At 59.6% G+C, this 20,591-nt stretch carries 14 protein-coding genes; 6 read left to right on the forward strand and 8 right to left on the reverse strand.

The window, feature by feature from the left end:
- Positions 1–179: 179 nt before the first annotated feature.
- Entirely contained in the window at positions 180–4,373 is a 4,194-nt protein-coding gene (locus F475_RS24435) for a deaminase domain-containing protein (protein ID WP_111454900.1), read from the forward strand.
- 13 nt (positions 4,374–4,386) lie between these two features.
- Here the strand turns inward: F475_RS24435 and F475_RS24440 are convergent, their stop codons facing one another.
- The 5 genes from F475_RS24440 to F475_RS24460 all read right to left on the reverse strand — a co-directional run bounded on the left by F475_RS24440 (position 4,387) and on the right by F475_RS24460 (position 8,722).
- Entirely contained in the window at positions 4,387–6,204 is a 1,818-nt protein-coding gene (locus F475_RS24440) for an ABC transporter ATP-binding protein (protein ID WP_111454901.1), read from the reverse strand.
- Complete coding sequence (locus tag F475_RS24445; protein ID WP_172901241.1) at positions 6,197–6,799, reverse strand: DsbA family protein; 603 nt, start codon at positions 6,797–6,799, stop codon at positions 6,197–6,199. The genes F475_RS24440 and F475_RS24445 overlap by 8 nt, the downstream gene beginning before the upstream one ends.
- A 36-nt stretch (positions 6,800–6,835) precedes the next feature.
- On the reverse strand, positions 6,836–7,777 hold the full coding sequence (locus tag F475_RS24450) for a rhodanese-related sulfurtransferase (protein ID WP_018929865.1): 942 nt from the start codon (positions 7,775–7,777) through the stop codon (positions 6,836–6,838).
- Positions 7,778–7,879: 102 nt separating this feature from the next.
- Entirely contained in the window at positions 7,880–8,179 is a 300-nt protein-coding gene (locus tag F475_RS24455; protein ID WP_007939900.1) for a BolA family transcriptional regulator, read from the reverse strand.
- 12 nt (positions 8,180–8,191) lie between these two features.
- Positions 8,192–8,722 (reverse strand): DUF2059 domain-containing protein, encoded by a 531-nt coding sequence (locus F475_RS24460; RefSeq protein WP_018929867.1) that lies wholly within the window; start codon positions 8,720–8,722, stop codon positions 8,192–8,194.
- A gap of 192 nt (positions 8,723–8,914) precedes the next feature.
- On the opposite strand from F475_RS24460, the gene F475_RS24465 reads away from it, so the two are divergent.
- A complete protein-coding gene (locus tag F475_RS24465; protein ID WP_018929868.1) occupies positions 8,915–10,309 on the forward strand; it encodes a class II fumarate hydratase in 1,395 nt (464 codons plus the stop codon).
- 35 nt (positions 10,310–10,344) lie between these two features.
- Here the strand turns inward: F475_RS24465 and F475_RS24470 are convergent, their stop codons facing one another.
- Positions 10,345–11,304 carry a DMT family transporter gene (locus F475_RS24470; RefSeq protein WP_111454912.1) on the reverse strand — a complete coding sequence of 320 codons (960 nt, stop codon included), beginning with the start codon at positions 11,302–11,304 and terminating at the stop codon, positions 10,345–10,347.
- 201 nt (positions 11,305–11,505) lie between these two features.
- Here F475_RS24470 and F475_RS24475 point away from each other — a divergent pair, with 201 nt between their 5' ends.
- On the forward strand, positions 11,506–11,709 hold the full coding sequence (locus F475_RS24475; RefSeq protein ID WP_111454902.1) for a DUF6316 family protein: 204 nt from the start codon (positions 11,506–11,508) through the stop codon (positions 11,707–11,709).
- Positions 11,710–11,795: 86 nt separating this feature from the next.
- Here F475_RS24475 and F475_RS24480 read toward each other — a convergent pair whose 3' ends face one another.
- Entirely contained in the window at positions 11,796–12,980 is a 1,185-nt protein-coding gene (locus tag F475_RS24480) for a thiolase family protein (RefSeq protein ID WP_111454903.1), read from the reverse strand.
- Between the two features lie 105 nt (positions 12,981–13,085).
- Positions 13,086–14,609: a polyphosphate:AMP phosphotransferase gene (gene pap / locus F475_RS24485; RefSeq protein ID WP_028938966.1), complete on the reverse strand. Its 1,524-nt coding sequence runs from the start codon at positions 14,607–14,609 to the stop codon at positions 13,086–13,088.
- Between the two features lie 320 nt (positions 14,610–14,929).
- On the opposite strand from pap, the gene mnmC reads away from it, so the two are divergent.
- The 3 genes from mnmC (at position 14,930) to ngg (ending at position 20,559) form a co-directional block, all read left to right on the forward strand.
- On the forward strand, positions 14,930–16,912 hold the full coding sequence (gene mnmC / locus F475_RS24495) for a bifunctional tRNA (5-methylaminomethyl-2-thiouridine)(34)-methyltransferase MnmD/FAD-dependent 5-carboxymethylaminomethyl-2-thiouridine(34) oxidoreductase MnmC (RefSeq protein WP_111454905.1): 1,983 nt from the start codon (positions 14,930–14,932) through the stop codon (positions 16,910–16,912).
- A 122-nt stretch (positions 16,913–17,034) separates the two neighbouring features.
- On the forward strand, positions 17,035–18,807 hold the full coding sequence (locus tag F475_RS24500; protein WP_111454906.1) for an N-acetylglutaminylglutamine amidotransferase: 1,773 nt from the start codon (positions 17,035–17,037) through the stop codon (positions 18,805–18,807).
- Positions 18,808–18,810: 3 nt separating this feature from the next.
- Positions 18,811–20,559: an N-acetylglutaminylglutamine synthetase gene (gene ngg / locus F475_RS24505; protein ID WP_018929875.1), complete on the forward strand. Its 1,749-nt coding sequence runs from the start codon at positions 18,811–18,813 to the stop codon at positions 20,557–20,559.
- Positions 20,560–20,591: the final 32 nt, after the last annotated feature.

Here is a 20,591-nt window from a genome sequence, read left to right on the forward strand (position 1 = left end):
GTGATCGCTACAGCTAGACTAGGGTGCGTTCTCGAAACCGGCAAGCAGAGGATCGACCTCAACGCCGTACACGTGCGCCCCATATAGATATATACCGCCAAGGCCAGTTTGGAGATCTGTTTACTGGGCACTTCGGGCTCCCCCTATCCGTTACGGGATCCCTTTCAAAGGAGTGCAACATGACAGAGACGTCTTCACCTTCACCCGATCAACCGGCGCTGTCACCGGCAGACGAAGAATTTCGCGCCAGACAGGCTCTGGGACTCGACGACGGCCCGGATATCGAAAACTTCGGCCTGCGCACCACCGCCCAGGATCGACGAGGGTTCAAGCTTATTCAACGCGGGGCCCCCAACCTCGCGCAACACATGACCATCGACACTTACAAGGCAAAACGCATCGATGTTCAAATCACCAACATCGTGAAGGCTTTCCTGAATGGCAAGCGTTCGTTAATCGGTCATCTCGGCGCCTCGGTACTGGCTTCCACCTCCATGGATCAACTGCGAGCAACGCCGTCAGTATTCCTCCAGCGAATACTGAACACAGTCGAAGCGAAAGAGCTGGGGGACAGGCTGCTCAAGATGCTCAGGTGGTATGGCGCAGGCCCTGGCGAACAAACTTCGGCGTCCGTGCGCCATCAGCTCGTATGCAAAGCCATATGCCTTTACTTGCAAGCCCCGTCAGCGGATGAGCCGCAGGAAGTCGCCGGATTCCGCTGGCAAGACACGGCTCACTGGGGCAAAAGCTACCAGGCCCTGCGCAGCGATTTTGAACAGCACTTGCTGCGCACCAACCGGGTGACCGATGCAAAAGAGGCGGCCTTTCTCGCGCGGGTGTTCGAGACCCGCCTCTCAAAGGACTTCGCTGTGCGCGATATCCCGTCCGACCTTCCTTACAAAAGTTCGGTGGTGTGGGTGAACTTCATGCACGGCGTGCTGCTGGCAGATGAACTCGGCCTTGATCGATTGCAAGCGCTGTCCTTTCAACAACTCGTCGACTTGCCCCTGAGCCGGAGCGCCGACGCCTCGCCCGAACAACTTGAGCAGATAACTCGACTGAGGATGGGGCCGGCACTGGAATGGGCGGTCTGCTGCGGCATCGTTCAATCGCGAACAAAATCCGATTACGATGAGGACGATATGAAGCGGGCGATGGCGGCGCTGGAAAGCCACAGCAAGAGCCTGAACAACGCCATTATGGCACTGGACTTGCCACCCCCTGAAAGATTGAAGATGGCCAAACGGGTAAAGGATGATCTGTTTGGCGAGGCCATGTTCGAATCGGACGGGCTCAAGTTGCTGCGCGATGATCCACCGAGCGGCGGCCCCAAAGACACGCCCTCATTGAAGCTGCCAGGCTATGCATTCCTGGATGTCTATGCCGACGGCCAATTCGATGACAAGAGAAAATGGTTTGTAACCCGGTCCGACGGAAAAACACGAACCCGTCACTGGATCAAGATCGACGACAAGCGAATCCTGCGTCATGAGGAACTCTTTCGCAAGGATCATGAGGGGATCGAAAGGCGTGTGATTACCAGATACGGAGGCAAGACGTTGCCCGATATCAACACGCAGTTTGAAACAGACTTCACAAACTACCTCTCGAAAATCAGGACGGCCTATCAGCCCCTGATCGCCAGTTTGCTGACCTCACTGCCACTGACCGACCGCCAGGCCCTTGAACGGGGTGACGTCCGCTTGCTGAGCCTGCACCTGGACGAAAAACTCATCAAGGCAAGGGGAGACATCCGGCCAAGAAAAGGTTTCGTTCTACAGGTGACCCACAATCATGAAATTACCTATTACGAACTGATCCCGAGTGCTGGCGTCATTCGTCGTCGACCCCACCTGAGAGTTTCAACAGTCAACGGGGTTCGCACCACGTTTCCATTGCACGCCTCGATCCCCGGACAAACATATACTCCTGAAATCAGCACTACGCTGCTTCTCGATTGGGCCGCTCACTTAAATGGCACGCAGCCTGCTGACAGAGCGTACTGCGTGGCGATCCTCGGCGTGGTAGGCGACGTGCCCACAGTTGTATCGCCAATCGCAGCCGTTAACGATAGCGAAGTAACAGCGCTGGCATCCTCCCGTTTGAATGCAGTGGCCCACTACATTGCAACGAACTTCCTGTTCGTCGACGAACAGCTGTTGCGTACCCAGTCTCGCGGCGTGACGGCATTCGACACCATCAGGACCAGAAGCGAACAAAGGATCAGTACGACCCTGGAAATAGCCAAAGGGCTTGTACCCTTCTGGGGCAGTATCGAGGACATTTTGTCGGGCAAAATTGAGCAGATACTCATAGGCGTAGCCGGAGTCGTGCTGGACCTGGCTTCATTCCTCACCCCTGTCGGGAAATTCATGTCAGGTTCGGTGCGGCTGATCAAGGCGGGCGCCAAAGCCTCGCAAATGACCGTCAAAGCAAGTCTGCCTTCCTTTTCAACATTGACCCGAAAACTCCTGACCGCTTCCCTGAGCAACCTCAATCCGCTGGATGGGGTCCCGACACTACTCAAGACACTGGGAAGCGGTGCGTGGAAAGGACTGCATACGGCGGGACGCATTGGTGTTAGCGGGTTCAAGAAACTGACAGGACACGCCGACAGCTACCGACTGGTGCACAACCTGCCCCAGACAACCGATCCGGGGCGCTGGAAGCCGCTGGCAAGCGGTGATCGACTGGCAACGGTCAACGGTGTCGATGATGTACTTGTGCGCAATACCAGCCCATCGGACCTGACCCGATTCCACCCCGTCGATCCAGTGACATCCTTGCCCTACGGCCCCCGCCTGCACAATCACAGCAAAAACCTCGTACAGGGCCGGTCAACCTTCAAAACGTTATCTCCTACCGAATCCCACGTCCTGGTAGAACTTCCGAAAGACGCCCATGTCCGTGAAGTACTTGAGGTCGATGGTCGAACCACGCTGTTCGTTGATGACATTCCCTATCGTCTGGACGGCAACCAACTGCGCCGTGCCGACTTGATTGATGATCAGGCAATGTTCAGATCCTTGCCTTGCCGGGTACGTCGCGCCCCTGGTCCCGAGCTGTGTCAAACAAGCTACGTCACTCGCGACCCGGCTCCTACCCCTGCTATCGCTACTTTCGATGAAACCAAAGGCTGGGCCCCCTGGTTCGGAGACGCCATTTACACCCCCGCAACAGGCAGGACACCGATGCAAGTGTCCTCAATAGCTGCCAATTCATCCCTCAAGGCCGTACTGGAGTTTCAGAAAGGGATGTATGGGCGGGTCATGGTCAGCGTTCCCGTATCCGGGCAAAAACTCGTCGATAAATTTCGCGTGGGCGCAACTATCGTAGAGTCAATCGACGGCTCAAAACATTATGTGTTCACGCGGCTGAGCGCGGGAGACTTTTACGTTACCTCGCGCGCAAAGGGCCAAAGCGTTAAAGACCTCCTGACCTTCAGAAAAGCCGACACCCTTCCTGACGAACTGAGGAAAGAGTTAATGGTGGTGTACACCGGCTCACTGAACTCCAATAACATGGTAAGAATCCATGGCCAGGAAGCGGTGGAGCGCGCATTGAGAGCCATGGATGAAATTGCCATTTCGATCGGTAGCCATGCCAATCCGCCCGATACGCTCAGATTGCTCAAGGTCGATACCAGCCCAGCAGAAGCGGCCCTGTTCGATCACTCCACAAGAATGATCATCAGGAACTCCACCGATGGCGCCGCGACCTGGTCCTTGTCCAAGGCTACGCCGGACAGCGTGCGGGATACGACTGCGGAGGTTTTCAACACACTGTTTCAGAAAACCGTCATAACCTTGGAGTCGTCGGTTCAGGGCGGACCCAAGGCATTAAAAATCGATGACACAATGCGGCAACTACAAGAACTTATCAGGCAAAAAACCGGTCGGCCTTTGCACAACCCCAGGAACATTGCGTTCGTCGAAATCAAGACCAAGGCAGGGGTGCGTGAAGTGTATGTCAGCGTATCCGGTAGCAAGCGTGACACCGGCTTTTTGCCGTTGTTTGCCAAAAACAGAAATATGGATGAAGTAAAAGTCGGCAGTACGAGTTACTTCAATATAGATAATGGAATGCGCTTCCCGGAGACGGCACTTAGCGTAACTCCCCAAGGCAAGCTACAGGCGATCCCCCACACCATCGACAATATTGAGACGTACACGCCTGCGCTCACATCTCGCCCCACTTCGCTGGACACCGAAAGCAAGCTCATCAGCGTCATACGAACCAAATACCCTGACCCTAAAGATCTTGATTCCATCACGATAGCCACCACTATGGCGCCTTGCGACTCATGCGCCGTCGTCATGAAGCAATTTGGTTATGACGGTAGCCCTGGTGCACTGCAAGTGACCTGGAAATGACTTCGCGACTTTATCAGTGCTGCTGCAAATGCCCATACAGCTTGGCGTACAAACCACCATCGGCAATCAACTGCTGATGGTCGCCATCCTCGGCAACCTGCCCGCCATCGAACACCAGCACCCGATCGGCCTGCTTCACGGCCGACAATCGATGCGCAATGATCAACGTGGTGCGGTGGCTCAAGAACCGCGCCAGCGCCTGGTGCAGGTTGTACTCAGTGGCCGCGTCCAGCGCGGACGTGGCTTCGTCGAGGATCACCACTTTGGGCTCGGCCAACACCATTCGGGCAATCGCCAGGCGTTGACGCTGCCCGCCGGATAAACGCACGCCGGATCGCCCGACGATACTGTCCAGGCCATTGGGCAGTTCACGCACAGTGTGTTGCAACTGAGCAATTTCCAGTGCCTGCCAGCAGGCCTCGTCACTGCGTTCGCGGCCCATGGTCAGGTTGGCGCGTACGGTGTCGTTGAACAGGGCGGGATGTTGCAGGACCACGGCGACATTTTCGCGCACGGTTTCCAGGCCGATTTCTTGCTGAGTCGAACCACCGAAACGGATAGTCCCGGCCAGCGGCGTGTACAAGCCCAGCAGCAACTGCACCAGAGTACTTTTGCCTCCACCGCTGGCGCCGACAATCGCGACTTTTTCACCGGGGGCAATCGACAGGTTCATTTGGTTCAGCACCAACTCGTCGCCGTAGCCGAAACTCAGTCCCTGAACTTCGATGCCCACCGTGTCGCGCCCCTGAAACGGGTCGACGCTGCCGGTGTATTGCGGCTCGTCGGCACGGGCCAGCAACTCGTTGATCCGCGACAGCGCACCACCAGCGGCATAAAAGGCGTACTGCAGATTGAGCAGCTGTTCCACCGGACCGATCATGAACCACAGGTAGCTGAACACCGCCAGCATCTGGCCGATGGACAGGTCGGAAAACAGCACGGTGAGCATGGCCGCGGCGCGGAAAATATCGATGCCGAACTGGAACAGCAAACCGCTGGCCCGATTCGATGCATCGGTTTTCCACTGCGAGCTCACCGCGTAATCGCGCACTTCCCGCGCTCGCTGCCCCAACCGTCCGAGGAAAAAACCCTGACGATTACCGGCACGCACTTCCTGGATGGCGTCCAGGGTTTCGGTCAAGGCTTGGGTGAAGCGTGAGGTGCTGTCGTTCTCGAGCTTCTTCAGATGTTTGACCCGCTTGCCCAACTGCACCGTGGCGTAGATCACCAGCGGGTTGAACAGCAGAATCAGCAGCGCGAGTTTCCAGTGCATCCACATCAGGATCGATGCGGTGCCCACCAGTGTCAGCATCGCCACGAGGAAACGACTGAGGGTTTCGCCGACGAATTTGTCCAGCGTGTCCAGGTCGGTGACCAGATGCGTGGTCACCGTGCCACTGCCCAGGCTTTCGTATTCGCCCAGCGAGATGCGCTTGAGCCGGTCGATCAACCGCACCCGAATCCGATACACGATGTCCTTGGCCAGCGCCGCAAACAATTTCGCCTGCACCACGTTGAACAACAACGCGGCGCAACGCAGCGCCAGGGTCACCAGCAGCATCAGGCCGATATAACCCGCGGCTTTCTGCCAGACGTCGGGCAGCGCGTGGTTCATGATTTTCAGCGCAACGTCACCATGCCCCAGCAGCACTTCATCCACCAGCAACGGCAACAGCAACGGGATCGGCACGCTGCACAGCGTTGCCAATACCGCAACGCCGTTGGCAATCCACAGGGATTTTTTATGGTGTAGGGCCAGGCGGCGGACTTCCGCCCAGCTCAGCCGATCGACACGTTTGGGAGCTGCTGCATCATCGGGCAGATCATGCACAGGCAGCGCGCTCCAGCCAGCGGCCGAGCAACGGTGACAACTCGCTCAAGGGCTGATAGCCATTGGTCAGCAGCGCCAATTGACCATTGCGCTCTGCCAGCAAGGTCGGAAAACCGGCAATACCCAGGTCCTGGACCCAAGTGAAATCGGCGGCGGTCGCAGCGTGCTGATCGGCACGATCGAAGGCTGCGGCAAATTCGATGCGTGGCAAACCGGCCTGCTCCGCCAGTTCCACCAACACGCTGGCACGGGTAACGTCGCGACCTTCAGCATAGAACGCATGCTGGATCAGCCCGAGCAGTGTCCAGGCGCAATCCGGCGCCAGGCTGCGCGCAGTCACCAGCGCCCGACAGGCAGGCTCGGTGTCGTAGACAAACCCGTCGGGCAACGCGCCTTCAAACTTGAACGGCTGGCCGGTGGCCTCGTGAACCGCCTGCCAGTGCTCAAGAATATAGCGCCGGGTGGTCGGCTCCAGCGCCGCGCCACTGCCGGTGCGCAAACCACCCACCACCAGATGCAACTCCACACCCGCCGCCTGCGCCTGCTCAACCAGCGCTTTGGCCACCGGAGCGAAGCCCCAGCACCAGGAACACATCGGATCCATCACATAGAGCAGGCGTGCAGACATGGTTCAAGCCTCGGAAGCGGATTGCTTGTAGTTGTAACCGATCGGGTGCGGCATGTTGCGCGCCTTGGCCAGTTCGATCTGCTTCTGCCGGTCGATGGCACTGCGACGGGTTTTCTCGCTCAGCTTATCCCAGCAATGCGGGCAACTGATGCCGGCCACATAGTGCTCGGATGCGCGGTCTTCAACGCTGACGGGCGTACGACAGGCATGACATTGATCGTAGTCGCCTTCGCTGAGATCGTGACGAACGGTCACGCGGTTATCGAACACGAAGCAGTCGCCCTGCCATTTGGTTTCTTCCTGCGGCACCTCTTCGAGGTACTTCAGGATGCCGCCCTTGAGGTGATAGACCTCGTCGAAACCCTGGCTGAGCATGTAGCTCGACGCCTTCTCGCAGCGAATGCCACCGGTGCAGAACATCGCGACTTTCTTGTGCACGGCCGGGTCGAAGTTGGCTTTGATGTAGTCGGGGAATTCGCGAAAACTGGTGGTCTTCGGATCGATGGCGCCTTCGAAGGTGCCGATCGAGACTTCGTAGTCATTACGGGTGTCGATCAACAGCACTTCCGGATCGCTGATGAGCGCGTTCCAGTTCTGCGGATCCACATAGGTGCCGACCTTTTTGTTCGGGTCCACGCCCTCAACGCCCAGGGTGACGATTTCTTTCTTGAGTTTGACTTTGGTGCGGTAGAACGGCTGTTCGTCGCAGTACGACTCTTTGTGGTCGATGTCGTCCATGCGCGGGTCGTTCTTGAGCCAGGCCATCAGCCCGTCGATGCCTTCGCGGCTGCCGGACACGGTGCCGTTGATGCCTTCTTCGGCGATCAGCAGCGTGCCTTTGATGCCGTTGTCGATCATCGCTTGCAGCAGTGGCTCACGCAGATCAACGTAATTTTCCAGGGTGACGAACTTATACAGTGCCGCCACGACAATCTGTTGTGTCATGGGTGATTCTCCAGGTGGCTACCCTCGTAAGGGGTGAACCGGATGCGAAAAAAAACGCGCCGGGTAAGCGGCGCGTTGCGGATTCTAGCAAAAAACCAAGGGTTAATGCTTGCTGCCGCCAGCACAGGTCGGCGAGGCCGGAGCCGCATCGATCTGCGCCCATTCCTCCGGCGTGTAGGTATGCAGCGCCAACGCATGGAACTCGCCCATCAGTTCGCCCAAAGTGCCGTACACCTTCTGGTGACGCTTGACGCGATTGAGCCCTTCGAACTGCCGGCTGACCACCACCGCCTTGAAGTGGGTCTGCAACCCACGGCTGTGCATATGGCTTTCATCCAGCACTTGCAGGTGCTCGGGCTGTAGCAGCCCCAGCGTCGATTCGATGCGTTGTTGCATGGTCATACCCGGCTCCGCTTAAGGCTTTTTCTTGGCTGCAGGAGCAGCGGCGCCGGCTTTAGGATCCAGCTCGTTAGTCATGTCTGCCAGCAGTTTGTTGACCACAGGCACCGCGCTTTCCAGCTTGGCTTGAGTCATCTGGGCCGATTGCTGAGTCAGCTGCGGCATTTTTTCCAGGACTTTCTTGCCCAGTGGCGACTGGTAGAACGCCACCAGATCCTTGAGCTCGGATTCGCTGAAGTTGGTGGTGTAGAGCTTGACCATGTCCGGCTTCAGCTTGTTCCAGCCAATGGCTGCGTCCAGCGCTGCGTTGGCCTTGGCCTGATAAGTTTCCAGAACGGCTTTTTTCGACTCAGGGGCTTTGGTCTGTTCAAAGCGCTGAGCGAACATTTGCTGCACTTGCATGTACACCGGAGTGCCCAGTTTGTCAGCGTGCGCCAGGGTCAGGAAAGCTTCGGCACTGGCGTTGTGGCTGGCGGTATCGGCAAAAACCTGGCCGCTGGCGCAAACCAGTGCAACCGCGGTACAGATGGCACGAAGACGAGTCATCGAGTTTCCTTTTCTAGCAGGCGAGGTATAACCCCAAGGGCGCCCATTCTGCGCCTAAAAAAGTGTGTCGCTCAACCCCAAGCCTTGTCGCGACTGATTTTGAGGGGTTGAACGGTCAAATTCCAGACTGATGGAACCACGACCGGCGATCACAGCCTAAACTGCGCTATCAGACCTACAGGAGTGTGCATGATGAGCCGTATCGAAACCGACAGCCTGGGCCAGGTGGAAGTCCCGGATGACGCTTACTGGGGCGCTCAGACGCAACGCTCGCTGATTAATTTCGCCATTGGCAACGAACGCATGCCGCTGGCTGTGTTGCATGCCCTGGCCCTGATCAAGAAAGCCGCGGCACGCGTCAATGATCGTAATGGCGACCTGCCCGCCGACATCGCCCGCCTGATCGAACAAGCGGCCGACGAAGTGCTCGACGGCCAACATGACGACCAGTTCCCGCTGGTGGTCTGGCAGACCGGCAGCGGCACCCAGAGCAACATGAACGTCAACGAAGTGATCGCCGGTCGCGCCAACGAACTGGCCGGCAACCCGCGCGGTGGCAAGAGCCCGGTGCACCCCAACGATCACGTCAACCGCTCCCAGAGTTCCAACGACTGCTTCCCCACGGCTATGCACATCGCGACGGTTCAGGCGGTGCAACAGCATTTGCTGCCGGCGATCGCTGAGTTGTCCGGCGGCTTGGCGGAGCTGTCCGCGCGGCACATGAAACTGGTCAAGACCGGTCGTACCCACATGATGGACGCCACGCCGATTACCTTCGGTCAGGAACTCTCGGCGTTCATCGCACAACTGGATTACGCCGAGCGGGCAATCCGCAGCGCGTTGCCGGCGGTCTGTGAACTGGCCCAGGGCGGCACCGCGGTCGGCACCGGGTTGAACTCACCCCACGGTTTTGGCGAAGCGATCGCCGCCGAACTGGCCGCCCTCTCCGGCCTGCCGTTCGTCACCGCGCCGAACAAATTCGCCGCACTGGCCGGTCATGAGCCACTGACCACGCTGTCCGGCGCCCTGAAAACCCTCGCTGTGACCCTGATGAAAATCGCCAACGACCTGCGCGTGCTGGGCTCCGGACCACGAGCCGGTTTTGCCGAGGTGAAACTGCCGGCCAACGAGCCGGGCAGCTCGATCATGCCCGGCAAGGTCAACCCGACTCAGTGCGAAGCCCTGTCGATGCTGGCCTGTCAGGTGTTGGGTAACGACGTCGCCATAGGTTTTGCCGCCAGTCAGGGGCACCTGCAATTGAACGTGTTCAAACCGGTGATCATCCACAACCTGCTGCAATCGATCCGCTTGCTGGGCGACGGCTGCAGCAACTTCCAGCAGCATTGCATCGCCGGCCTGGAACCGGATGCCGAGAAAATGGCCGAGCATCTGGAACGAGGCTTGATGCTGGTGACGGCGCTGAACCCGCACATCGGCTACGACAAATCAGCCGAGATTGCCAAGAAGGCCTACAGCGAGGGGCTGACACTGCGTGAGGCGGCGTTGAAGTTGGGGTATCTGACCAATGAAGAGTTCGATGCGTGGGTGAGGCCGGAGAATATGCTGGAGGCAGGGGCCAAGGGCTGATTATCCCTGATCCTTCCCACGCTACGTGGGAACGATCACTCAACCGCCATTTTGATCTTTCTGGCACGAAGCCCGGCGATCAACGATGGCCCCAACGCCACCAGCGCCGACCCGAGCACCACCAGCACCGCCCCGCCATAACCCAGACCGTTGATCGTTTCGGCATGCACAAAATCAGGCCATAACCAGGCCGCCACGGCCACCGCGGCAAAGGTCACCAGCGGCGTGATCGCCAGCGTCGCGCTGACCCGCGACGCTTCCCAATGGGCCAGGGCTTCGGCGAAGGCGCCATACGCGATCAGGGTGTTCAAGCAGCACGCCAGCAGCAGCCAGCCTTGCAGCGGGCTCAGTTGCAGTGCTTCCAGCGGATGCACCCACGGCGTCAGCAACAGCGCGCAGAACAGGTAAATCACCATCATCACCTGCAACGAATTCCACACCGTGAGCAACTGCTTCTGGCCCAAGGCATAGAAGGTCCAGACCGTCGACGCCAACAGCACCATCAGCACACCCGCGGTGTAATCGGTCAGGGAGGTGAGCAACTCGCCCAGGCGCTGATTGAAGAACAGTGCAAAGCCGATCAGCAGCACCAGCAGGCCAATCCCCTGCCCCACGCTGAAACGCTCCTTGAACACGAACAGACTGGCGATCAGCAACATGATCGGGCCCATCTGCACCACCAGTTGTGCGGTGCCGGCGCTGAGCAGGTTCAGGCCCATCAGGTACAGCACGTAGTTGCCGACCAGTCCGAGTACCGCCATCAACACCAACCAGCCACCGCGCGGGCCGAGGACTTTGCGACTCGGCAAGCGTCTGGTCGCCGCCAGATATATGAACAGGCATCCGCCGGACACCATCAGGCGAAACCAGGTCACTGTCACTGGGTCCATCACCAGCAGCACTTGCTTGAGTTTGATCGGCAGAATTCCCCACAACAACGCGGTCAGCAAGGCCAGGAATAAACCGTACACCCAGCGACCCGATGAAATATGCATGCTGCCCCCGAAGCCCATTGGCAAGAATGCTCATTCTAGGCTCAGACCGAAGCGCGACACAGGGACAGTTGCCCTCGGGCCGCGAATGAAACTGTGCGGGTCGCACCATGACATTGATGGGATGCCGTCGATCAGCTCGCCAGGCGTTGCAAAGGGTTCATGCATAAGCTCATTGAAACCGCCCTCTGCAGGAGATCGCCCATGTACGGCATGCGCGCCCAGGACACCGCCCCCGCCACGCACTTTCGCTGTGAGCGGTTGTGTCGTGTCAATGGGGAGCTGTATTTCACCACCCGGGAACAGACCCTGGAGGGGCCGTTCGATAATCCGGCGACGGCCGAGAAGGAGATCCAGGCTTATATCGAGCGGATGCAGGTTTTGAGCATGAACATGTCATCGAGATGACAACACCCGCGAGCATAACTGCTCTCGCGGGGTGTAAGCGCAACATACAAGGAGCGAGGCTTGCCCGCGAAGGCGACCTTACGGAATTACCGCACCGCCTCAAACAACCCCGTAGCCCCCATCCCACCGCCCACGCACATGGTGACGATGCCGTAGCGCAAGTTGCGTCGCTGCAACTCGCGCACGATGTGCCCCACCTGACGCGAACCGGTCATGCCGAACGGGTGGCCGATGGAAATCGAGCCGCCATTGACGTTGTATTTGTCGTTGTCGATTTCCAGCCGATCGCGGCTGTACAGGCATTGCGAGGCGAACGCTTCATTGAGCTCCCACAAATCAATGTCGGCAATCTGCAACCCCTTGGCCTTGAGCAACTTCGGCACCGAGAACACCGGGCCGATGCCCATCTCGTCCGGCTGGCACCCGGCCACGGTGAAACCGCGAAAGAAGGCTTTGGGCTTGAGCCCCAGCGCCAGGGCTTTTTCCAGGCTCATCACCAGGGTCATCGAAGCACCGTCGGACAGCTGCGAAGAGTTGCCGGCCGTTACTGAGCCGTCTTCGGCAAACACCGGTTTCAATCCCGCCAGGCTTTGCAGGGTGGTGTCGGGGCGGTTGCAGTCGTCGTGATCGACAATGCCGTCGAGGATCTGCACCTGGCCGGTGGCCTTGTCTTCAACGCGATACTTCACCGCCATCGGCACGATTTCATCGTTGAACAACCCGGCGGCCTGCGCCAGAGCGGTACGTTGCTGGCTTTGCAGGGCGTACAGATCCTGCTCTTCACGACTGACGCTGTAACGACGCGCGACGATCTCGGCCGTCTGGCCCATGGGGAAATAGATACCTGGCACCTGCTCTTTCAGCAGCGGGTTGATCAGGTGGTCGGTGTTGACGCTTTTCATGGTCAGGCTGATCGACTCGACACCGCCGGCGACGATGATGTCGCTGCAACCGGAAGCGATCTGATTGGCGGCAATCGCGATGGCCTGCAAGCCCGACGAACAGAAGCGGTTAAGGGTCATGCCACCCGTGCCGATGCCCAGGTGCGACAGCACCGCGACGTTGCGACCGATGTTGTAACCCTGGGCACCTTCGTTGGAACCGGCGCCGACGATGCAATCCTCGACGCTGGACGGGTCGACGTCATTGCGCGTGAGCAGCGCGTTGACACAGTGGGCCGCCATGTCGTCGGGACGGGTCATGTTGAACTTGCCGCGAAAGGATTTGGCCAGGCCGGTCCGCACGCTGTCGACGATCACCACTTCACGCATGGCATACACCTCATTGTTGTTGTCAGTCGGGAGTTGGACCGAGCATAAGTCCGACTCATGACTGACCGCGACAATCATTCACCCCGCGTATGCGTAACCATCGGCTCAGCGCTTGCGCTTTTGCAGTTTCTTCTCCCGTTTGTCGGACTTTTCGAATGCTGCTTCCAGCGCCTCATTGAGGGTGCGCAATACCTTGACCCGCGCCCAGCGCTTGTCGTTGGCTTCCACCAGGGTCCAGGGCGATACCTCGGTGCTGGTGCGGTCGACCATATCGCCAACCGCAGCGCGGTAATCGTCCCACTTGTCGCGGTTACGCCAGTCGTCTTCAGTAATCTTGAAACGCTTGAAGGGGATCTCTTCGCGCTCCTGGAAGCGCTCCATCTGAGTCTGTTTGTCGATGGTCAGCCAGAACTTGACCACGATCACCCCGGCATCGTCGAGCTGCTCTTCGAAGTCGTTGATCTCGCTGTAGGCACGCAACCAGTCCGCCTCGCTGCAAAAACCCTCGATGCGCTCCACCAGCACCCGGCCATACCAGGAACGATCGAACACAGTGAATTTTCCCCGCGCCGGAATATGCCGCCAGAACCGCCAGAGATACGGCTGCGCCCGTTCTTCTTCGGTAGGCGCGGCGATCGGCACGATGTTGTACTGACGTGGGTCGAGTGCCGCGGCCACCCGACGGATCGCCCCGCCCTTGCCTGCCGCGTCGTTGCCCTCGAACACCGCGATCAACGCGTGACGACGCATGCGTTTGTCGCGCATCAGCCCGGAAAACCGTGCCTGCTCGGTAATCAGTTGCTCTTCGTAATCGTCCTTGTCCAGGTTCAGGGTCAGGTCCAGGCTGTCGAGCAGATTCACGTGATCGACGCTGGGAGACAAGGGCGCGGCACTGACTTTGTGCGGGTGAATCCTGGGTCTCTTGAGCGCGCTCTGCAGGCCCTCGAGCAGAATCTTGCCGACCGCCAGGCTGCGATAACGCGCATCCAGGCCAGCAATCACGTGCCACGGCGCGTAGTCGCGGCTGGTGCGGCGCAGTACCCGTTCGCCGTACTTCACGAACTTGTCGTAGGTCGCGGATTGTTGCCAGTCCAGCGGGCTGATGCGCCAGCTGTGCAGCGGATCGTCGTTCAGCGCCTTGAGCCGCGCTTTCATTTGTTTCTTGGAGAGGTGAAACCAGAATTTGAAGATCAGCGCGCCTTCGTCGCACAACATCTTCTCCAGCCGCTCGGCGCCGTTGATGGCTTGATCGAGTCGCGGATCCTTGAACAAACCATGAACCCGCCCTTGCAGCATCTGGCTGTACCAGTTACCGAAGAAAATCCCCATGCGCCCCTTGGCCGGGAGCATCCGCCAGTAGCGCCAGGCGGGTGGTCGAGCCAGCTCTTCGTCAGTCTGCTGGTCGAAGGTGCGGACCTCGATCAGGCGCGGGTCCATCCATTCGTTGAGCAACTTGACCGTCTCGCCCTTGCCGGCCCCTTCGATGCCGTTGATCAAAATGATCACTGGAAAACGGTGTTGCTGCCGAAGTTCGAACTGCGCTTCGAGCAAGGCTTCACGCAGGGCCGGCACTTCGGCTTCATAGGTTTCTTTGTCAATGGCATGACCGATTTCGGCGGATTCGAACATGGAGACGCTCCTTCCAGGATTGAGCAAGACTAGCGGATTGACGTCTCATGCGCAGGACAAATCCACCTTTGAGACTGATACGAACCCTGTGGCGAGGGAGCTTGCTCCCGCTGGACGGCGAAGCCGTCCCGATATCAAAAAACTTATACTCCGGGGGTACATAGACAACCAACTTGCGGCTGCTTCGCACCCGAGCGGGAGCAAGCTCCCTCGCCACAAAACGACGATTCTCCCTGCCCCCCGAATGTGCCACTTGCCACGGATCAAGCACCACCGTGGCGATCGGCTAGAATGGCGGTCTTGCCGTTGCCGAGCCTGCCATGAAACCTGTATTGCCCCACGCCCAGCTCGACTGGGACGACCAAGGTCGCCCGCGTTCGCGGGTGTTCGATGATGTGTACTTTTCCGACCAGTCGGGCCTTGAAGAAACCCGCTACGTGTTTCTGGAGCAAAACGATTTGCGCGACCGCTTCGCCGCATTGCCGGCGGGTGGGCGACTGGTGATTGGCGAAACAGGTTTCGGCACCGGACTGAATTTTCTCTGTGCCTGGCAGTTGTTCGAACAGCACGCAGTGGCCGGTGCGCGGCTGCATTTTGTCAGTGTCGAAAAGTACCCGCTGAGCACCGCCGATCTGCAACGGGCCCTGGCGTTATGGCCGGATCTCAAGCCGTTCGCCGATCAATTGCTGGCGCAATACGTGGCGATTCATCAAGGTTTCCAGCGCCTGGTGCTGGGCAATGGCCGCGTCACACTGACCCTGCTGATTGGTGATGCACTGGAGCAGTTGCCGCAACTGGACGCGCAGATCGACGCCTGGTTTCTCGACGGTTTCGCCCCGGCGAAAAACCCCGACATGTGGACTGCCGAGCTGTTTGCCGAACTGGCACGTCTGGCAGCACCCGGCTCGACCATCAGCACCTTCACCAGCACCGGCTGGGTACGCCGTCTGTTGAACGCCGCAGGCTTCAAGATGAAACGCACGCCGGGCATCGGTCACAAGTGGGAGATCCTGCGGGGCACCTTTCTTGGCTGGCCTGAAGAGACCGCACCACCTGCCGCGACTAAACCCTGGTTCGCTCGCCCAACCCCGCCGACCGGCGAGCGCCGCGCCCTGGTGATCGGTGCCGGGCTGGCCGGTTGCGCCAGCGCCGCCAGTCTCGCCGCGCGGGGTTGGCAAGTGAGCCTGTTGGAGCGCCACGAAGCACTGGCGCAGGAAGCCTCGGGCAACCCTCAGGGTGTGCTGTACCTCAAGCTTTCGGCCCACGGCACCGCGCTGTCGCAATTGATCGTCAGCGGTTTTGGTTACACCCGGCGCCTGCTGGAACAGTTGCAGCGCGGCGTCGACTGGGACGATTGCGGGGTCTTGCAACTGGCCTTCAATGCCAAGGAAGCCGAACGTCAGGCGCAATTGGCCGCGGCTTTTTCGCCAGGCCTGGTACACCTGCTCGATCAACCGCAAGCACAGGCCCGGGCCGGCATCGAACTGGAGCACGGCGGCCTGTTCTTCCCCGAAGGCGGCTGGGTTCATCCTCCTGCGTTGTGCCAGTGGCAGGCGTCTTCAACGAACATTCAGTGGCTGCCCCATCGCGAGGTGCTGGAACTGCGCAAGGTGGAGGATCAATGGCAGGCCTGGGACGGCGAGACACTGCTGGCCAGCGCGCCTGTGGTGATTCTCGCCGGCGCCGCCGAGATCAAGCGTTTTCCCCAGAGCGCCGAGCTGCCCCTCAAACGCATTCGCGGCCAGATCACCCGACTGGCGCAAACCCCTGAAAGCCAGAGCCTGGCGACCGTCGTCTGCGCCGAAGGCTATGTGGCACCGGCACGTCTGGGCGAACACACGCTTGGCGCCAGCTTCGATTTCAAGAGTGACGATCTGACCCCGACTGTCGCCGAGCACCTCGGTAACCTGGCGTTGCTCGAAGAAATCTCCACCGACCTGGTCACCCGCCTGCATGTTCAAGACCTGGACACGCAGCAGCTTGAAGGGCGCGCGGCGTTCCGCTGCACCAGTCCCGATTACCTGCCGATCGTCGGACCGTTGGCCGATCAGACCAGCTTCGCCAATGCCTATGCCGCGCTGAGCAAAGATGCCCGGCAAGTGCCCGACGTGCCCTGCCCGTGGCTTGATGGGTTTTACGTCAACAGCGGTCATGGCTCTCGCGGTTTGATCACCGCGCAATTGTCCGGAGAGCTGCTGGCGGCATGGCTTGAAAACGAGCCTTTGCCCTTGCCCAAAGCCGTGGCCGAGGCCTGCCATCCCAACCGTTTTGCCTTGCGCCAGTTGATTCGCGGAAAAGTCTGACACACCGACTTATAACTTATCGGTCTAAAACTCCAGGGATTCAGCCGGGTCAGTTTCCGGGTACCCGCCGTTTTTGGCGGGTATCGATTGACCCTCCCCAACGGAAAAACCGGTAAGGACTTATGTGCGGATTAGCTGGAGAATTACGTTTCGACCATCAACCTGCGGACCTCGCAGCCATTGAACGAATCACCCATCACCTGGCCCCTCGCGGCCCTGATGCGTGGGGTTTCCACAGCCAAGGCCCGATTGCCCTGGGCCATCGGCGCCTGAAAATCATGGACCTGTCGGACGGCTCGGCGCAGCCGATGATCGATAACCAACTGGGACTGTCCCTGGCCTTCAACGGCGCTATCTACAACTTCCCGGAACTGCGCACCGAGCTGGAAAGCCTCGGTTATGCCTTCTACTCCGGTGGCGACACCGAAGTGCTGCTCAAGGGCTATCACGCCTGGGGTGAAGCGCTGTTGCCCAAGCTCAACGGCATGTTCGCCTTCGCCATTTGGGAACGTGACGCCCAGCGTCTGTTCATCGCCCGCGACCGTCTCGGTGTGAAGCCGCTGTACCTGTCGCGCACCGGCCAGCGCCTGCGCTTTGCCTCGGCATTGCCGGCATTGCTCAAGGGCGGCGACATCAACCCGATCCTCGATCCGGTGGCGCTCAATCATTACCTGAACTTCCACGCGGTGGTCCCGGCCCCTCGCACCTTGCTGGCGGGCATCGAAAAACTGCCCCCGGCCAGCTGGATGCGTATCGAAGCCGACGGCACCACCGAGCAGAAAACCTGGTGGACCCTGCCCTACGGCCCACATGCCGACGAACTGAATCTGACCCTCGAAGACTGGCGCGATCGCGTGCTCGACAGCACCCGTGAAGCGGTGGCGATCCGTCAACGGGCGGCGGTGGATGTCGGTGTGCTGCTGTCCGGTGGTGTCGATTCGAGTCTGTTGGTCGGGCTGTTACGCGAAGTCGGGGTCGAAGACTTGTCGACCTTTTCCATCGGTTTCCAGGACGCCGGTGGCGAGCGCGGTGATGAATTTCAGTATTCGGACCTGATCGCCAAACACTACGGCACCCGGCATCACCAACTGCGTATCGACGAACAAGAGATCATCGAGCAACTGCCGGCAGCGTTCCGCGCCATGAGCGAGCCGATGGTCAGCCATGACTGCATTGCCTTCTACCTGCTGTCCCGGGAAGTGGCCAAGCATTGCAAAGTGGTGCAGAGCGGCCAGGGCGCGGACGAGTTGTTCGCCGGGTATCACTGGTATCCGCAGGTGGACGGCGCGAGCGATCCGTATGCGGCATATCGCGATGCGTTTTTCGACCGCAGCTATGCCGACTATGCCGCCACAGTGCAACCGAAATGGCTGACAGCCAACGATGCCGCCGGCGACTTCGTGAAGGAACATTTCGCACAACCCGGTGCCGACGCGGCGGTGGACAAAGCCCTGCGCCTGGACAGCACCGTGATGCTGGTAGACGACCCCGTCAAACGGGTCGACAACATGACCATGGCCTGGGGCCTGGAAGCGCGCACGCCGTTTCTCGACTATCGCCTGGTGGAATTATCAGCGCGGGTGCCGGGCAAATTCAAACTGCCGGATGGCGGCAAGCAAGTCCTGAAAGAGGCGGCGCGGCGGGTGATTCCGAGCGAAGTGATCGATCGCAAAAAAGGCTACTTCCCGGTGCCAGGTCTCAAGCATTTGCAGGGCGACACACTGAACTGGGTGCGTGAACTGCTGCTCGATCCGAGTCAGGATCGCGGCTTGTTCAACCCCGCCATGCTCGACCGCCTGCTGACCGATCCGCAAGGCCAGTTAACGCCGTTGCGCGGCTCCAAGCTGTGGCAATTGGCGGCCCTGAACCTGTGGCTCAGTGAACAAGGAATCTGATCGATGAAACCCCACGCCACGGCTTACAGCCAACGCCTGTTGCGCGGTCAGGCGCCCTCCTACGAACGCTTGCAGGCACGCCTGGCCGAAGACGGCAGCGCATTGAGCGCCGTGCCCATCGCCGTGCACTGCGGTTGGGGCCGGTTGTTAATCGGCCATACCTTTCCCGATGCGGCGAGCCTCGCCCAAGAGTTGCTCAATGAGCAACCCGGTGAGCGGGACATCGCCTTGTACGTCGCCGCCCCCCAGCAAGTGCTGGGGCTGGAACCGGCGCAACTGTTTCTCGACCCGTCCGATACTTTGCGCCTGTGGTTCAGCGATTACCGTCAGGCCACCCGGGTGTTTCGCGGTTTTCGCATTCGTCGGGCGCAAAGCGAGGCGGACTGGCAGGCGATCAATCAGCTGTATCAGGCCCGCGGCATGCTGCCGATCGATGCAGGTTTGCTGACGCCCCATCATCAGGGCGGCCCGGTGTACTGGCTGGCCGAAGACGAGGACAGCGGCGCGATTATCGGCAGCGTCATGGGCCTCAATCACCACAAGGCATTCAACGATCCGGAAAACGGCAGCAGCCTGTGGTGCCTGGCGGTGGATCCGCAATGTTCCCGCCCAGGCGTCGGTGAAGTGCTGGTGCGGCACTTGATCGAACACTTCATGAGCCGTGGGCTGAGTTACCTGGACCTGTCGGTGCTGCACAACAACCGTCAGGCGAAAAATCTTTACGCCAAGCTCGGTTTTCGCAACTTGTCGACCTTTGCGATCAAGCGCAAGAACGGTATCAACCAGCCGTTGTTTCTCGGCCCCGGCCCCGAAGCCGAGTTCAATCCGTATGCGCGGATCATCGTCGAAGAGGCTCATCGGCGCGGTATTGAGGTGCAGGTGGATGACGCGCAAGCCGGTCTGTTTACCTTGATCCATGGCAGTCGTCGGGTGCGTTGCCGCGAATCCCTGAGCGATCTGACCAGCGCCATCAGCATGACCTTGTGCCAGGACAAAAGCCTGACTCACAAGGTGCTGAAAAACGCCGGCCTCAAACTGCCCGCACAACAACTGGCGGGAAGCGCGGACGACAATCTGGCGTTTCTCGACGAGCACGAACGGGTGGTGGTCAAACCGCTGGACGGTGAACAGGGTCAAGGGGTGGCGGTGGATTTGCGCAGCATTGAGGAGGTCCAGCAAGCCATCGAAAACGCCCGTGCATTCGACAGTCGAGTACTGCTGGAAAGTTTTCACGAAGGCCTCGATTTGCGGATTCTGGTGATCGGCTTCGAGGTGGTCGCGGCTGCCATTCGCCGGCCGGCGGAAGTGGTGGGCGATGGTCAGCATTCCATCGGTGCGCTGATCGAAGCCCAGAGTCGTCGCCGTCAGGCGGCAACCAGCGGCGAAAGCAAAATCCCGCTGGATCAGGAGACCCAACGCACCTTGCAGGCGGCGGGTTATGACTACGCCAGCATTCTGCCGGCCGGCGAGCACTTGTTCGTACGGCGCACGGCGAATCTTCATACCGGCGGCATCCTTGAAGACGTCACGGCGATTCTGCATCCAGCCTTGGTGGACGCGGCGGTGCGCGCGGCGCGAGCGCTGGATATTCCGATGGTCGGGCTCGACCTGATGGTACCGGCCGCCGACCAGCCGCAGTACGTGTTTATCGAAGCCAATGAACGCGCCGGCCTGGCCAACCATGAACCGCAGCCGACGGCCGAGCGGTTTGTAGATTTGTTGTTTGCACATAGTCAGCCGGCAGTCCCTTAGTGATGTGTTGTCTGTACCAACACCATCAGGAG

The organism is Pseudomonas sp. URMO17WK12:I6, from assembly GCF_003253625.1.
In the GTDB taxonomy this organism is placed as follows: Bacteria; Pseudomonadota; Gammaproteobacteria; order Pseudomonadales; family Pseudomonadaceae; genus Aquipseudomonas.

Excerpts from the sequence above, each read along its gene's own strand:
- mnmC (WP_111454905.1), top strand. The coding sequence starts at position 14,930 with ATGAAACCTGTATTGCCCCACGCCCAGCTCGACTGGGACGACCAAGGT.
- F475_RS24465 (WP_018929868.1), top strand. The coding sequence starts at position 8,915 with ATGAGCCGTATCGAAACCGACAGCCTGGGCCAGGTGGAAGTCCCGGAT.
- F475_RS24450 (WP_018929865.1), bottom strand. The coding sequence starts at position 7,777 with ATGACACAACAGATTGTCGTGGCGGCACTGTATAAGTTCGTCACCCTG.
- F475_RS24435 (WP_111454900.1), top strand. The coding sequence starts at position 180 with ATGACAGAGACGTCTTCACCTTCACCCGATCAACCGGCGCTGTCACCG.
- F475_RS24445 (WP_172901241.1), bottom strand. The coding sequence starts at position 6,799 with ATGTGTTCCTGGTGCTGGGGCTTCGCTCCGGTGGCCAAAGCGCTGGTT.
- ngg (WP_018929875.1), top strand. The coding sequence starts at position 18,811 with ATGAAACCCCACGCCACGGCTTACAGCCAACGCCTGTTGCGCGGTCAG.
- F475_RS24470 (WP_111454912.1), bottom strand. The coding sequence starts at position 11,304 with ATGCATATTTCATCGGGTCGCTGGGTGTACGGTTTATTCCTGGCCTTG.
- pap (WP_028938966.1), bottom strand. The coding sequence starts at position 14,609 with ATGTTCGAATCCGCCGAAATCGGTCATGCCATTGACAAAGAAACCTAT.
- F475_RS24475 (WP_111454902.1), top strand. The coding sequence starts at position 11,506 with ATGTACGGCATGCGCGCCCAGGACACCGCCCCCGCCACGCACTTTCGC.
- F475_RS24455 (WP_007939900.1), bottom strand. The coding sequence starts at position 8,179 with ATGACCATGCAACAACGCATCGAATCGACGCTGGGGCTGCTACAGCCC.
- F475_RS24460 (WP_018929867.1), bottom strand. The coding sequence starts at position 8,722 with ATGACTCGTCTTCGTGCCATCTGTACCGCGGTTGCACTGGTTTGCGCC.
- F475_RS24500 (WP_111454906.1), top strand. The coding sequence starts at position 17,035 with ATGTGCGGATTAGCTGGAGAATTACGTTTCGACCATCAACCTGCGGAC.
- F475_RS24480 (WP_111454903.1), bottom strand. The coding sequence starts at position 12,980 with ATGCGTGAAGTGGTGATCGTCGACAGCGTGCGGACCGGCCTGGCCAAA.